A 14,561-nucleotide genomic window follows, 5' to 3' on the forward strand; every position below is an offset into this window, starting at 1 on the left:
GTGAACCTCGCGTCTTTGCCGCTTACAAAAGAGCCAATGCCTTCTTCCTACTTTATTAACTTGTCGAACAGTCAAGAACGCTCGGTAGTTATCAATATTTGCGATGTCCTTTTTCCATTGATTGAAGCGCTTTACTGTTTTTGGTGTTGAAAGAATTTTTTGCATATTACTTCCATGCCCAAACAAGAAAATACTGGCGGCTACTTAATAATTTGGCTAGCGAACGTTTATAGACAAAGGGGCGTGCAATTTCGAAAAGTTTTGTATCCATTCAAGTCTTAAATCATATTGCATGAGGTGATTGCTTGAGTGTAATGAATCTACTACTAATGACAACAATTGTTTAGTTTCAACACTCTGATTTAAAAAGAAATTATTGAAATATAACAACGACCACAAAGTTGTTATATTTCAACTATGCTTCGAAAGTGTTGTCGTTCTTGCGATTGTTCAAAACGACTAAAAACCTTAATTTGAAAATCTTTATCACTTAAATGAATTTAAATATAAAAAAAAATATAACAAACTTCACTATTAGTAATTGTCCGGTTATGCTTTTAATGTAATGCGATGAGAGCGGCCTGTTAAAAATCGCATTAAAACACCGAATTGATCGAACAAAAATTCATTAGGTATTCAGTATGAACAGTAAAGCTAACATTTTAAAACAATTAGAAGCCAATACTTACGAAGCGCTCAATATAGCTAGTACGATTCTTGACAGCTGGGGATGTACTGACTCTGAAAAGGCCACTATTCTCGGTATATCAGTGAACACATATCTAGCTTTTAAACAAGGTTGGGAAGATATAGCGCTTAATGCTAGGCAATTAGAGTGTGCTAGCTATATTTTTAATATTCATCAAACCTTACTGGCAATATTCTCCAATCGACAAAACACAAACGGATTTATGCGAATGGTTAATAATAACGAATACTTCAGTGGACGAACGCCACTCGATATTATCTTGGGCGCCTCCTGTAAAACTACTGCGCTGCGCCAGGTTTTCAACCGAATAGATAGTCTTAGCGCCGGTCTTTAATGCCTAAACAACGCTCGGATATTGTAGACGCTTTGTCTGTTAGTAGGTAACCTGCTTGCTTTGAGAGTAGAGCGTTGTCGACCCATAAAGAATAAATATAGCCATCTACTTTTATCGCTACCATAGTTTAAAATGCGAAAAAAATTTCTCAAAGTTTATAGGTGATTCTCGTGAGTTTACTTTCGCTTTAAAGTAAAAGTAATAACCGTTTCTTGCCCCTTTCCGCCTGCAATTGTTTGATAGATAAGTGGAACTAACCTTTAAGTTAATTCCCAATGATACATCGTTAATTGTAATTTTGGTGTAATCCATCGCGGAGATAATTCTGAAGTCAGCTTTTTTTGTTGGATTAATCGCTCAACAACTTTAACGCTAAGAGGCTCGAGTGCAGCAACCAGTGTGTCATTGCGGCTATCTTTCCCAACGAGTACCCATCGACCATTGACGTCTAATCCCGGTGCATATACCCCAGTCGCTAATTTATCTTCAAACTGCCAGATTGAGTCTAAAAAATGCTCGTCTGAAGAGATTATGTGGTCGGCTAATAGCGCTTTTTCAATTGCCGAAAGTAGTAGTGGTTCGTCATTAGCATTTTGATTTGATTTGATATGGTCGATAATGCCTGAAGCCACTCGCTTGTGTCTCTTAGGTAACATCGAGCGCTCTGTTCTTGATTCTTTGATGTTCCTATTTTGAATCAAATCATCAGACTCTTCTTTTAGCCGCTTAGCTTCCTCTTTGGTCCTTGCAACAACTTCAAAAATATTATCAAACTCGAGTTTTGCTTGTATTTCAGGCTGTTCTTCGCTGTCTTTTACCAGTTCTTGCAACTCAGCATCTTCTTCAAGGCTTTCGGAAGCTTGCTCGTCGTAATCACAATCTACGGACCCAAACTCACGGCCAACTGAACCTCCGAGCGTTCCGTGCAGTCTTCTTTTTTTGCACCAAGCGATGGCCATCCTATCCATTATGTCTGCCGGAATATCAACAGACAATTGAGAAAAGGCGTCATCACCGGTATGTCCTTGGGTTACATTGAATGAAACAGGGAAGTCGACTACTAGCTCTGCTGGGTTTGTATTGTCACTTGGATTAGAGACACTGTCTCCACTAGGAAACTCTTGATGTAAGCTATAGCCCTCATCACTAAAAATCCAGTCGGTTCTAGTCATCATAAACCCTATTTAAATTTACAATTAGCAAGCAAACTTAGTGTGCACTTAGCCTAATAAAAAAGTTTAAGTATATACAGACATGTGTAGTTGTAATAGCCTACAAATCAAACTCCTGCTTTATATTCTTTATAGCGCCACAGTAATAGTTTACTTGCATAGACACTTACTTTTACCTACATACTACTGTTTCTATTATGTGTTCGCATTCGCCCCCTCTATGTTTCCCATTTTCCGTAGACCCTGTAATTGTCTTAAGGCGCCAGATAATAAAAAACTATTAGAATCGACTTTGAAATTAGGGGGAGTATTAATTTCAACATGGCTGTTGAGAGCTGCAAGGAGCATAAGCGCACAATTGAAACAAAAGTCAGAGCTTACTTCTTTCGCTTTATATACTAGCAACCCAAAATCATTAGCCCTAGGGGGAGTGAAATGTTAACTCTTCTGGTAACCTAGTCTTCTCCAGCAGCTGACTTCCAGTATTAAACCTTAAGAAAAGAGCAACAGGCTATATCGGAAAGTTCTGTTTAACGTCAGGTCAGTTTTCTCACACAGAATCGTTCTAGTAGCTTTTGACCATTTTCAATATACAAAACAGCTTCAACGCTTCGTCTTTCAAAAAGGTAGTGCAATTACTATTGCAACGAAGTTTTTTAAAGCAGTTGGAATAAGAAAAATGAGAGTTAGTAAAAGAGGCTAAATAGCTGTTCCTAAGTGTAGATCACCCCATAGAGGGAAGTCAGTGTGATTTCTGCGATCAGATCAATCGCCAAAAAGAAATTACCGAGAACCACACTGAGCATGAACAGAATAGCATTGATTGACCGGGCTGAGCGACGCCGTTTAGAAAAAATCGTTCAACGCAGTAAGGATAAACGCTTTAGTCGTCGGGCAAATGCTGTGCTTTTGGTTCACAAGGGCCAGTCCCGTAAGCACGTTGCGTTATTGCTGAGTGCAGCACGTTCATCGGTCAGTCGCTGGTGCAAGTGGTATGAAGAATCAGGAATAGACGGTTTAAAAGATGCTGAGCATGGCAAACCGGCTTATTTGCCGGGTGACATCATAGTGCAGTTACTCTTCTTGCTGATTCCATGGACACCACAAGATCTCGGTTATCAGCGTAGCCGATGGAGTTCGGAATTACTGGCGAAGGTCATTCAGGAGAATACTGGGATCCGTGTACACAGCTCGACTTTACGGCGGTGGATGCCAGAACTCGGTATTGTTTGGCGTAGAGCAGCCCCTACTTTGCGGATAAGAGATCCACACAAGGAAGAGAAACTGGCAGCGATTAAAGCCGCGCTTGAGAAGTGTTGTGCCGAACATCCGGTGTTTTACGAGGATGAGGTGGATATTCATCTGAATCCCAAAATAGGTGCGGATTGGGGGTTCAGAGGAAAGCAGCGGTTAGTTCCAACGCCAGGACAAAATGAAAAATACTATCTGGCCGGCGCGTTAAATGCCGGCACAGGCAAAGTGCTTTACGTGGGGCGACACTCAAAATGCTCTGAGATATTTATCCGGCTAATGGAGCATTTAAGAAAAACGTACCGGAAAGCAAAAACCATCACACTGATTGTGGACAATTACATTATTCGTAAAAGCAAAAAGACGCAGGCATGGCTGAAGCAGAATCCCAAATTTACCTTGCTGTTCCAGCCAGTCTACAGCCCTTGGGTCAATAAAATTGAAAAGTTGTGGCATGCGTTGCATGAAACTGTAACCCGCAATCACAGGTGCACTGAAATGTGGGAATTGCTACAACGAGTACGGCGCTTTATGGAAGCTGCATCGCCATTTCCAGGCAACCAGCATGGGATCGCAAAGATGAAGCAGACTTAGGATCAGTTATTTAGGTATGGACGTAATACAATTATTTGTTCTTGCAGGTACAGCTGTGGCATTGTTAATTATATACATAGGTTTTTCATGGGTCTCTGGCCATAGCAAACCTTCGAAAAAAAATAATAGATAGTTATAAGTACTGAAGTTAAGGCTGTATGGAAACTCTTTACATTATTACCTTCATATAATTGTTTGTTGTCGCCTGCGTGAAAGTTTCTGCTCACATATCCTACCGAAAACTGGGGCCGTCACGTAAGGGCAAAGCAAAAAGCTATCTCTTCATAAAAAATGCTAGCTTGATAGCAGTATAGAAGAATAGAAAAATTTAAAATTGAAGCGGTCAACTAAGTCGTTGAGCTTGTATGCTTGGGTTAGTAGTGAGGATTTGACTAGCTATTCTCCCGTTGTTTATCTTCTTCTGTTATAGATCTCATGTAGAGGTTTATAGTCTCACTCAAACACTCCCACGCATGCCCTTGTCTATTTGCTTTGCGTTTTTGCGGCACATGCTCGCTTAACGGACAAATTGTGGGGACATCCTCGTAATTACACAAAATAACGGGCTGTGCGGCATTGATGGTATTTACCAGCGGCTTACCCCGTGCTGCCTCGTAATACAGCGACAAATTCACCGATGCATTGCGAGTTTTACGGACATAAAACCGGTGACTATGTTGCGTCTCATCGATGCGCGTTGAGAGCGCCTTAAGCTGCTTAAGGTTGAGGCTAGAGTTACAGTTGTAAAGGTAGTGTTTGGCTCTATCAGGCAAAAAACGTTGGTCAGCGTTCTTGTAAGCCCAATAAAAGTTCACGCTTTTAAGCGCGGTGTCCGTATCAGGGCGACAGTTAATGACATCGATATGACGATACAGCTGATAGGAGATAATTTCGGCGTAACGGTGTTGATGTAAGAACTCGTGCTTCTGCAAATGATTGCGTCCGTGTGAACCATCCGGCTTTCTATCCTGCACGCGGTGTTTGATAGCCGTCTTCGTACTGTTAACGGCGATAATGGTATTAATGACGTCGTTATGGTTCTCAAGCAACAAAATGCCAGGGTACTTGCCCGCCACCCGGCCTGAAATATTATGAGAAGGACGATGGAAGCACTTTAAGGCATTAAGGCAACGCAGTTGCGCTTAGACGTTGAACATATCGCGGTGACCTAACATCAATTCACCGGCAGGGAAGGCTCTAAAATCCTCTTTGGTATACAGATAAACGCCCTGATGAATGTACTTATTGGTGCCGGCGCCGTAATAGTAACAGCATTACACCCACAGCCAGAATAATACCCTTTTGGGGCTCTGGAACTGAAACATTGGATTGTTCTGGCGTGACGGTTCTAGAGACTATGGGGCTTTCAAAATTAACAGTCAGTTGCGAACTTTCATTGAGGTAAAAAATAACGCAACTTGTTTGTTGGCTAGTACTGTCTTCAAATAAAAATAAGTAATAATCCCTCTCTATTGTAAATAAATCGACATTAGGGGTTGTCAATGTATAAGCGCTGGAGAGATATTAAACGCCGTTAAATCAAAATAATTATCACCCCTAAGGCCTGTTGATCTTTCGTGATTAGTTTTTGACCGGCATGGTAAAGCGCTATAATTCGTTTCGCCAAAAATAAATTAACAACTCAATACCATGCCAAGACTAATGCTAACTGATAAGCGGTGGCAAAAGCTACTTCAAGTAATGAAGAGCACTGGCCGCATTTACAATAAACCAGAACACAGAATGACCTTTGAAGGAATACTTTACCGCCTGAGAACTGGTATCCCTTGGCGAGATTTACCCACAGAGTTTGGTGGCTGGAGTGCCATTTATCGACGCTTCAATTTGTGGTCAAAGAAAGGTCTATTAAATATGTTATTCAATGAGTTAGCAAAACTTGCTGATTATGAGTGGGTCTTTGCGGACGGTTCAATTGTTAAAGCCCATCAGCATAGTACAGGTGCTGCGACATCAGATAATGAATGCATAGGTAAGAGCCGAGGTGGTAATTCTACGAAAATCCATTTGGCTGTGGATAGTGGCGGACTTCCTATATATTTTGAGCTATCGGAAGGCCAAAGAAACGACATTACTCGTGCTCAAAGTTTGGTTGACCATTTGCAAGAAATAAATATTTTCGTCAGCGACAAAGGGTACGATAGTGATTCTTTGCGGGAATATATTGAAGCCAAGGGAGGCACTTCTGTCATACCGAAACGCAATTATGGCCAAGATATAGACAAAAACAGTGTCGATTGGTGCCTTTATAAATATAGGCACTTAGTTGAAAAATGCATTCGCACGAATTAAACATTATCGTTCAATATCAACTAGGTATGAAAAATTGGCGAGGAATTATGCCAGTATGGTGTCACTGGCATTTTCAATGATGTGGCTACCGATGTACTGCTGAGTGAAATATGTACAGCAAAGATCAACAGCCCCTAGAGAGTCCGTATCGAGGCTCAAATGTGTCGTTGCCATCGCCGGACTGCCCTACTCTATTCTCACCATCGAGGCAAAATACGCTATTTTGCGCAGTGTCTCATATTGATTATTGGCTTAAAACACACATAAGAGCCTAACAATTGTTTTACTAAACACAAGTTTCGAGTGGCTATTAATCTCGAATCAAGGTAATAAGTACACAACACTTAATTGAACAGGTAGAAGAGAGCGACTGCCTGTTGGTTGAACTTTGTAGTGGCGAAAAACAGGAGTTGTTACTAAGAAATATAAGCACTTAAACGAGGGACAACGATTTAATAAAGATGTCTACTTAAGAGAGGATTTAAGTTGCTGAGGAATTAGAAGTCGTTTGAAATATAGTCACAATACGATTCGCCGATAGGTTTGACGAAAAAAATCTATAGTACGCAATACCTGCCGGATGTTTGCGTACTACAAAGCGACCAAGCTTAGAATAGATGCTGCATAATATTGTATATCAGCACTCACCATTGCCTTCGCTAAGTCTGTCGTGAATGAAAAATGGAGGCCAAAATAAAACTGGCTCGCGGTATTCTTAAGTACCCTTAAGGCAGCTACACGAAGCGTCTGATTATCCCTAATCGCATTAACATCAAGCGTCGCCCCGCTACAGTGAACAAGAAGAAACTGTTCGGCGATTGCTAAGTCGGTACGCTTTTAGGTAAGCAAGGAGCAAGCATATTAGTCAGTCTTGTCGAACGGACAAGTAAGCTGTTTTTGATAATAAAAGAACCAATGAAAAGCGCATATTATAGAAAAGCCCCAGCCATGTTCACACATTCATAGTGGATAATGGTAGTGAGTTTTCCGATCATGAAATAGTGGCAGAAAATTACAAAACGGGCGTTTACTTCGCGAATTTTTACTCATCATGGGAGCGAGGACTAAATGAAAACGTCAAAGGTTTAATGATAAAACAGGAAAGTGCTTCGGCTTTAAGCAGCTCATTGTAGTGTACAGTGAATTACAAAAAAGCAGGTTAACTTAACGGGCGGAGCACCTAGGAAACGAATTCCCGCATCAAATATAAGCCAAATTGTTACGTAAGTTTTATCGGCGATGTATCACTAAACGGCCTTAAAAAAATTATAAATTTGTACCAAGGAGAACAGTGCCAAAATCAATATTTTTACGTCGTTTTTTGAAAAAAATATCGTAAAAAAGGCTGTGGAGAGCAATACGGAAAGGTTAGAAAATGATATTTTTAGATTAACATCTCACACTCAATTCCGTTATATAATACGTAGTCTTATATACATCAGAAAACACTTAAATTTTCGCATTTTTTGAATAAATATTACTCTTTCAACATTTTGCTCGTACCGAGATGAATAAGGAAAGCAACTTCCTGATTAAAACAATGTCTAGAGCGTTACTTCTTGTTCCATTCAGACATACTTTTTGATCGTACCCCCCACGTTACTTCTTAAAAATAAAATAAAAAGGAACGCTTTTTTTTGGGGTACAGAGAACGGTACAGAGAACGCTCTTAAAAAAGTCCAAAAATGTAGTTATGCTTAATTTTTGTACGACCGCGCTATAGAATCTAAACTTTGCAAAATGATAATTTTATTCACAATAACTGAGGCAAAGACCTGTCTATATTTACCACTGAAAAAGCCTTTGTACCTAAGCCTTTTTAAAAGAAGTCGGCGACTATACCTTTATCCATTTACTCATCGTTCTTAAGGAAAATTTTTCACGGTCTTTTTGGATGCATAAAATGACTGAGAGATATAAAATAAGAACTGCAAAAACATTATTGGGTACTTGGTTCAGAAATTGGCTGGCCAGCGGCCATGTCAATTTCTATCCATTGCAACGAAGGCAATTAAAGGTATAAAGAAGATAACTTTTTGTGTTTTCAAAGTGATTTCTGATTGTATAAGATGTTAAGGTGAAATTGTAAAATACCGCTTCGTCAATCATCTCAGCATCTGCTTCTGAAATTTGGAGAGCCCTCTATTTATTCGCTCCGCCAGTGCCGCACTTAAAACTTTTGAACCCGCCGGATATTGATAGGTCACTAACATTTCCCCATCTATAAAAATAGCTTCAAGACCAGTCTTCACATTGTAAGTTTCCGCTATGTTGTGAGGCTTACCACCTTTAAGTGTTGGCCTACCAGATTTCCCGTCCAAAGGAAGTTTAAGCTCATGATTACCTTGGCCAACAATATACAGCCTAAAACTCAATGACTCTTTGTAATCTCCAGCAGGACGAAGTATTGACTTGCCTCGATCATTTTGGAAACTAAGCAAAATTCTGTTCTCTTTATCGCTTTGGTCTTTTCGAAATATTTCATCAATCCCACTAGCGGCCGCTAGAGCAGTAATCGATTCGGTACGCAGTAGCGAACCCAATAATGATTTGTTAACGCTGGTGGGTATTATCGCAGGTCACAACATTCAGGCTGAAGAGCTGCTTATCGCGATTAGAAATGAACTAATAGCAGCATCAAATTCCTAAACCCGGCATTAAGCACCTCCGATAACAGGTGCTTTAGTCCCCCCTGCCTCTCAGTTGTATCACAACGTTTCGCTTTGTTTACCTCCAGAACCGCCGAATAACGGTGTGGAGGTAACGCCCTTTCTTTCTTGCCGCGTTCTCAAATATTCTTTATATAGAATAAAAAATAATATTCCTTTTAGAGAATATTGAAAAATATGCAATATAAGGTATATTTATAAATATACTTCTTATGGAATATATTGAGTTAACAATGAGAATTAAGACCCCAAAAGACGTAGGTCACTACATAGCATCTACACGCAAGGCGCTAGGGTGGTCTCAAACAGACTTGGCCACTAAAATTGGTAAAGACCAGCGCTTTGTATCGAGATTAGAGAATGACCCCACCAGCGTGTCATTTGGTACTGTGCTGATGGTTCTAAACGTTCTCAATATCGATATCGATATGACAAACCAAAACACTCATAAAACAGATGGGACAGCAGCAGTAGCTGGTGGACAGCGTATTCCCCAGAACGCCCCAAAAGACGTTAAAAGCCCATTAAGAAGAGTGAAATCAGGTAAGTTTGTCAGTAAGCCAACGAGAACGCCGGTGGTTGTTAGTAAGAATAAAGCTAAGGAATAGTTATGGCTAAGAGGAGAAAAACTAACAATCTCTCAGTGGCCATCAATGGCCGGCACGTAGGTACATTCGAGCGCTCTGGTGCCACGCATGCATTTACTTACGACGATGAGTGGCTATCCGCAGAATACGCACACCCAATTAGTTTATCGATGCCGCTTACCAAAAAGAGACACACCGGTGACCTGGTGCGCTTTTACTTCGACAACCTACTGCCGGACGACATTGAGATTCGTAAGTTAATTGTTGACCGTGTTGGCGCCTACTCTACAGACACAATGGATTTGTTGAGTGAGATTGGCCGTGATTGCGTTGGCTCTCTTTCTTTAACAGCGGAACCCGTCGATGGGATCGACGAATTGAAGCTTGAGGCAATGAGTCATGCCGATATCGAAGCGCACCTTAGGAATACAGTAAGACGTAAAACACTAGGTATGGATGATGATGACGTATTCAGAATATCCCTTGCAGGTGCACAAGAGAAAACCGCGCTGACACTTCATGAAGGAAAATGGCATCGCCCTCTAGGTACCACTCCAACAACCCATATATTCAAACTGCCAATCCATGATTTAGAAAACGGGCTAAAGCTAACAAACAGTGTAGATAATGAATGGTTCTGCCTGAGATTTATGCGTTACTTGGGATTCAACGTTGCACAAGCGGATATACGCACTTTCGGTGACCAAAAAGCGCTGGTGGTTGAACGGTTTGATAGGCAGCAAGGTGAGGACGGCCTAATATACCGACTTACTCAAGAAGACATGTGCCAAGCGCTTGGTAGGGCTGGCCAGTCAAAGTATGAAGCAAATGGAGGTCCGGGTGCGAGTGAGATAGCCAATCTGCTTCGCTTTAGTACTGATAGCGAAAATGACATGTATCAGTTCTTTCTTGCGCAATATGTATTTTGGCTGTTAATGGGTATTGATGGCCACGCAAAGAACTTCAGTGTTTACCTTGACCATACTGGCCATTGGCTCACCCCGCTTTACGACGTGATTTCAGCGCATCCATTCAGAAATCAATTCAGACGCAAGGAACTGCGGATGGCCATGAAGGTAATGTCTAAAAATAATCATTACATCTGGGCAGACATTCAAATGAGACATTGGAAGTCACATGCAGCTAAGACGTTCTTAAATGATGAGTTGGCTATGGGTTACATTGAAGCACTTAACGCGGATGTTGATGTTGCTTTGAGTAAAACCTTTGCTGATGCTTCTGAAGACTTCGACAAAAAGACTGGGGATCTGATAGCTGAAGGCGTGTTGTCCAAAGTGAGAATATAAAAATGGGGGCTATCCGGCCCCCACTAATGCAGTATCCTACTAGCTCTTACGCTTTATAGGGATACGCCACGCTTTATACCCATAATCATGAGCATCTAACATCTCTGTACTGTTTTTCTTGCGTCTAAAGCGACAAAACACGTAGTTACCTTCAATGTAATTACCACTCATAGCTCGAACCCTCCAGTAACGGTGGGTTTGTCACACACCAAAGGTTCAAACTCAGAATGTGTACAGATGTTGCCATATTTATGAGGACATGGCGTGTCCTTAAATCTTAATAAAGCCATTATTTAGCTCCTAACTTAAAGTAATTAGGAACTCATTGAAATCCTTATTAAAGCCGCCAGGGCCTGCAAAAGGTTCTATAAATATGTAATGTTGAAGTACAAATTTACTTGTTAACTCTCTTGATTTTTTATAGCCATTTACGATACTTTGAGCATGAAGATGTCCAATGCCGATTGATAATCTTCATGGGTCCATTTACTAAACAATGAGTCCCGATTCAGAGAGGCCAGTTGCCGCTGGCCTTTCGGTTCCCAACCCTAGAAAGCCACAGCGCTTACACCCTGTACGAATTTCCAGCGTCAAAAACAAGATAGTGAGGTTTTTGTCTTAATGCAACCCAATACCTGGTGGTATTTTGAGCACTCAAACTGGCATGAAATTTATGTTAGTAACAACTAACTTATTAGCGTTATACAAGCGTAAAATGCCCGGAATGCAAGCACTTATAGTTATTTCTAGGACATAAAAATAAATTTATTCTTAAAAAAGCGTTTTTATAAAAACACGACATATGGTGTTCAAAATTTAAGTAAAACAGCACATGTAGTGTTAAAGCTGATGAAATCACGTTGAGTTCATAAGTGTAAAAGTAACCGGCTTAGTGGGTGGATGGGCTTTACAAGAATCAACAATACACCATAATGTCGATAACAATATCCCAAGATGTAAGTTATACCCAACGCGTTCTATAGAATAAAAGAAGGTGAGTTTGTTAGACAGCTGGAAACTCAATAGAATAAAAGAAGGTGAGTTTGTTAGACAGCTGGAAACTCAATCCATCACAAAGGTTATAGCTCAAGAAAGCCCAACCGAACCTCAGAAGTTTTTTGTCGTGGCCATCAATGCCAATACAGAAATAGCTTATGTAATGCGCCATGGGCGCTCAGACGAACCTAGAACATGGCGACTCGACAACTTGGCTAGGTTTTTACGTAAGAACGGCGTAGCATCATTTGAGACGCTTTTTGAGGCGTAAAGTCATAGCCGAGATTTTGTTTTGCAGCATGCCCACTTTTATAAAGTCGATAAGACATCACTGGCAGAGTAGTTAGAAATGTCTATTATGCAGTAACAGCATTAGAAAGTGGAAAACGTAGGAGTTGTTTTGAAAAAAGGACTTGATAGGCTGAGAGCGCTCAATGAGCAAATGTTGAAAGAAGCACAAAAGCGTCGAGATAAAGAGCCAGAGCGGATAATTGAAGAGCTTTCTGGAGTACCACCTTTTGCCTTTGGCCAAGATAAACAGTACACGCACGACGGCGTGGACAAAAGCACCCTGCGAACGGTATCGACCATCTGTACTACTAAAAGAATCTACGTACTGAGTTCACCTGGCGCTGCGGATGCTCTAAGAGCAGTTATTTTAGAAAGAATCTGGGAGTATGAAAAGCAAGATGAAACCCAATAAGCAGGAACTTGAGTTAATCGTAGGCCATGCTAGCAATGCCCACCCTCTAGGCATGCTAGCTAACATAATTTTTATTGGGGTCTTGGGAGCAGCGTTGTTTGGCCTGTTATTTAAAGGCAAGGCGATGATAGGCGTTGCCTTATTTGTAGTAGCCGGTTTTGCCTGTCGCCAATTAATATTTTTTCTTCTTAAGTTACACCTCAAGAAAAAGTATTGGTCAGAGTAAGCTAGTAACATTAAGAAGTAAGGCCTCGAACAAAATGGATATAGTATGGCCATCTCCTTCGAGCCTTCTAAAGCTTATTTAACCCGTTTCACTGCTGTTTTAATCTTCTCTAGTATCAAAAACAAAGCGTTCTTTATAGGCGTTTGAATATTCAATCACTAAATCATATTCATCAAATGTCGCCTCAATATCCTGTTTGAGATATTCTCTTCCCTGCCCTACATCCAGAGAAAATAGAGTAAGCTTTTCGTTTACAACCAAAGATGCTCCTTTAGCAAGCCAGTGCGTCGAACTATGAACAATGTTCACTTTAGAGCGTCGCGCTACTAGTTGAGGGACATCGGTATCCTTATCTACTTTCTTCCCGTTATGGAGAACCGTCAATGAACTGATAAAGGCCAGCCCAATTCCATTATTAGCTATATTAAAATGCAGCGAAATCACACCATTATTCACACTTGTAAGAGTGACGTGGTCAACCAAATTCACACAACTCAGTTAAGCCGCTTTTCCTAAATTAGCCATATCAGCCTCATATTGGTTTAGACTTTTGCAATCCAGATATGAGTGCATTCTTTGACTGTTATAAAACATAGTAATGTATTGCAGGATATCCTGCTGAGCAGCATGGCGGCTTTGGTAGTGACGCCATTGCACTCGCTCTTGTTTTACTGTACCGAAGAAGCTCTCCACAACGGCATTGTCCCAACAATCACCTTTCCTGCTCACGCTGCCTGTTACCTTGTACCGCGTCAGAAGTCTTCTAAATTGGCGTCTGGTGTATTGTGAACCACGATCTGAATGATGTATCAGACCTGCCTTGGGTTTACGTTGCCATACAGCCATTGTTAACGCATTACACACAAGCTGAGCATTCATCACTCCAGCCCACGACTTTGCGTGAGAACAGATCAATGACAACGGCCAGATACAGCCAGCCTTCCTGCGTCTAGATATAAGTAATGTCAGAGACATATGCCTGATCTAGTTTTTGCGCATCAAAGTCACGTGACAGCACGTTATTGAAGACAGGTTGTTGATGGTCACTGTTAGTCGTTACTTTGTATTTTCTACGCCGTATTACGCTCACGCCGGCTTCCGTCATCAAGGCTCTCGTACGCTGTTTTACAACCGGGTAACCGAGCGAATTCAGTGCACGTTTCATTCGCCTTACGCCATAGGTAAAGTCACTGGAATCTGCTATTATTTCAACCCACTCAATTAGCTCATCATGTTGTGGTTCGGGTTCAAGTTGTTCATTTCGTCGCACGGCACTGTAATAGTTATGGCGACTGACCCCCAGAACCTGACACATCAGACTAATCGGCCAGATCTTCTTATGTTGGGTTACGAAACCGTATTTCACTTGGTTTCTTTGGCAAAGAAGATCGTCGCCTTTTTTAGGATCTCTTTCTCCATTTTTAGGCGCTTATTTTCTTCTCGCAACCGCCGAATTTCTTCCTGTTTCGGCGTCAACTTACCGTTGCCACGAAATGCATGAGCACCTTCCGACTCCTGCTCTTTAAGCCAGCGGCCTAGCATATTGGCGCTAATGCCAAGGCTACGAGCTGCCTCAGCGATCTTGTAATTTTGTTCTGTAACCAGACTTACGGCATCCAGTTTGAATTCTTTTGAGTAGCTTTTTCGCGATTTCATATACACTCCAGTTGAGATTATTATCTTTTAACTGATTGTGTGAATCT

The 14,561-nt window shown here is 41.1% G+C and carries 14 protein-coding genes and 1 pseudogene; 9 read left to right on the top strand and 6 right to left on the bottom strand.

Annotation, left to right across the window (positions count from 1 at the left end; genetic code table 11):
- The first annotated feature begins 641 nt into the window (after positions 1 to 641).
- On the top strand, positions 642 to 1,043 hold the full coding sequence (locus V7R35_RS16140; RefSeq protein WP_061487078.1) for a hypothetical protein: 402 nt from the start codon (positions 642 to 644) through the stop codon (positions 1,041 to 1,043).
- A 260-nt stretch (positions 1,044 to 1,303) separates the two neighbouring features.
- Here V7R35_RS16140 and V7R35_RS16145 read toward each other — a convergent pair whose 3' ends face one another.
- Positions 1,304 to 2,218: a hypothetical protein gene (locus V7R35_RS16145; protein ID WP_156079189.1), complete on the bottom strand. Its 915-nt coding sequence runs from the start codon at positions 2,216 to 2,218 to the stop codon at positions 1,304 to 1,306.
- Positions 2,219 to 3,019: 801 nt separating this feature from the next.
- Between V7R35_RS16145 and V7R35_RS16150 the strand changes: the two genes are divergently transcribed.
- Entirely contained in the window at positions 3,020 to 4,060 is a 1,041-nt protein-coding gene (locus V7R35_RS16150) for an IS630 family transposase (protein WP_061487076.1), read from the top strand.
- Positions 4,061 to 4,452: 392 nt separating this feature from the next.
- On the opposite strand, the gene V7R35_RS16155 is transcribed toward V7R35_RS16150, so the two are convergent.
- A complete protein-coding gene (locus V7R35_RS16155; protein WP_156079190.1) occupies positions 4,453 to 5,196 on the bottom strand; it encodes a DNA replication terminus site-binding protein in 744 nt (247 codons plus the stop codon).
- A gap of 514 nt (positions 5,197 to 5,710) precedes the next feature.
- Between V7R35_RS16155 and V7R35_RS16160 the strand changes: the two genes are divergently transcribed.
- Positions 5,711 to 6,473, top strand: a protein-coding gene (locus tag V7R35_RS16160; protein ID WP_156079191.1) for an IS5 family transposase whose coding sequence is annotated in 2 segments (ribosomal slippage) — positions 5,711 to 6,349 and positions 6,351 to 6,473 — 762 coding nt in all. Because the reading frame shifts where the segments join, the coding sequence is not laid out codon by codon here.
- Here the strand turns inward: V7R35_RS16160 and V7R35_RS16165 are convergent.
- Entirely contained in the window at positions 6,416 to 6,544 is a 129-nt protein-coding gene (locus V7R35_RS16165) for a hypothetical protein (RefSeq protein WP_263615099.1), read from the bottom strand. The two genes, V7R35_RS16160 and V7R35_RS16165, sit on opposite strands and share 58 nt — an antisense overlap.
- A 2,238-nt stretch (positions 6,545 to 8,782) precedes the next feature.
- Here V7R35_RS16165 and V7R35_RS16170 point away from each other — a divergent pair.
- From V7R35_RS16170 to V7R35_RS16180, 3 genes are all read left to right on the top strand, one after another.
- On the top strand, positions 8,783 to 9,019 hold the full coding sequence (locus V7R35_RS16170; protein WP_156079192.1) for a hypothetical protein: 237 nt from the start codon (positions 8,783 to 8,785) through the stop codon (positions 9,017 to 9,019).
- 253 nt (positions 9,020 to 9,272) lie between these two features.
- A complete protein-coding gene (locus V7R35_RS16175; protein WP_081106153.1) occupies positions 9,273 to 9,647 on the top strand; it encodes a helix-turn-helix domain-containing protein in 375 nt (124 codons plus the stop codon).
- 2 nt (positions 9,648 to 9,649) lie between these two features.
- Complete coding sequence (locus tag V7R35_RS16180; protein ID WP_156079193.1) at positions 9,650 to 10,933, top strand: type II toxin-antitoxin system HipA family toxin; 1,284 nt, start codon at positions 9,650 to 9,652, stop codon at positions 10,931 to 10,933.
- Positions 10,934 to 10,972: 39 nt separating this feature from the next.
- Here the strand turns inward: V7R35_RS16180 and V7R35_RS16185 are convergent, their stop codons facing one another.
- Positions 10,973 to 11,104 (bottom strand): hypothetical protein, encoded by a 132-nt coding sequence (locus V7R35_RS16185; protein ID WP_262385800.1) that lies wholly within the window; start codon positions 11,102 to 11,104, stop codon positions 10,973 to 10,975.
- An 823-nt stretch (positions 11,105 to 11,927) separates the two neighbouring features.
- Here V7R35_RS16185 and V7R35_RS16190 point away from each other — a divergent pair.
- The 3 genes from V7R35_RS16190 (at position 11,928) to V7R35_RS16200 (ending at position 12,858) form a co-directional block, all read left to right on the top strand.
- Positions 11,928 to 12,200 (top strand): hypothetical protein, encoded by a 273-nt coding sequence (locus V7R35_RS16190; RefSeq protein ID WP_231506616.1) that lies wholly within the window; start codon positions 11,928 to 11,930, stop codon positions 12,198 to 12,200.
- A 129-nt stretch (positions 12,201 to 12,329) separates the two neighbouring features.
- A complete protein-coding gene (locus V7R35_RS16195; protein ID WP_081106152.1) occupies positions 12,330 to 12,632 on the top strand; it encodes a hypothetical protein in 303 nt (100 codons plus the stop codon).
- Complete coding sequence (locus V7R35_RS16200; RefSeq protein ID WP_039227502.1) at positions 12,619 to 12,858, top strand: hypothetical protein; 240 nt, start codon at positions 12,619 to 12,621, stop codon at positions 12,856 to 12,858. Before V7R35_RS16195 ends, V7R35_RS16200 begins: the two co-directional genes overlap by 14 nt.
- 99 nt (positions 12,859 to 12,957) lie before the next feature.
- Here the strand turns inward: V7R35_RS16200 and V7R35_RS16205 are convergent, their stop codons facing one another.
- A complete protein-coding gene (locus tag V7R35_RS16205; protein ID WP_061487056.1) occupies positions 12,958 to 13,347 on the bottom strand; it encodes a hypothetical protein in 390 nt (129 codons plus the stop codon).
- Between the two features lie 9 nt (positions 13,348 to 13,356).
- Positions 13,357 to 14,514, bottom strand: a pseudogene (locus V7R35_RS16210) (IS3 family transposase).
- Positions 14,515 to 14,561: the final 47 nt, after the last annotated feature.

This window comes from Alteromonas sp. S167, assembly GCF_036864375.1.
Taxonomy (GTDB): Bacteria; Pseudomonadota; Gammaproteobacteria; order Enterobacterales; family Alteromonadaceae; genus Alteromonas.

What these genes read in the sequence shown, in the direction of transcription:
- V7R35_RS16140 (WP_061487078.1), top strand. Translation starts at nt 642, where the DNA reads ATGAACAGTAAAGCTAACATTTTAAAACAATTAGAAGCCAATACTTAC.
- V7R35_RS16185 (WP_262385800.1), bottom strand. Translation starts at nt 11,104, where the DNA reads ATGAGTGGTAATTACATTGAAGGTAACTACGTGTTTTGTCGCTTTAGA.
- V7R35_RS16180 (WP_156079193.1), top strand. Translation starts at nt 9,650, where the DNA reads ATGGCTAAGAGGAGAAAAACTAACAATCTCTCAGTGGCCATCAATGGC.
- V7R35_RS16165 (WP_263615099.1), bottom strand. Translation starts at nt 6,544, where the DNA reads ATGGCAACGACACATTTGAGCCTCGATACGGACTCTCTAGGGGCTGTT.
- V7R35_RS16200 (WP_039227502.1), top strand. Translation starts at nt 12,619, where the DNA reads ATGAAACCCAATAAGCAGGAACTTGAGTTAATCGTAGGCCATGCTAGC.
- V7R35_RS16145 (WP_156079189.1), bottom strand. Translation starts at nt 2,218, where the DNA reads ATGATGACTAGAACCGACTGGATTTTTAGTGATGAGGGCTATAGCTTA.
- V7R35_RS16150 (WP_061487076.1), top strand. Translation starts at nt 3,020, where the DNA reads ATGAACAGAATAGCATTGATTGACCGGGCTGAGCGACGCCGTTTAGAA.
- V7R35_RS16175 (WP_081106153.1), top strand. Translation starts at nt 9,273, where the DNA reads ATGAGAATTAAGACCCCAAAAGACGTAGGTCACTACATAGCATCTACA.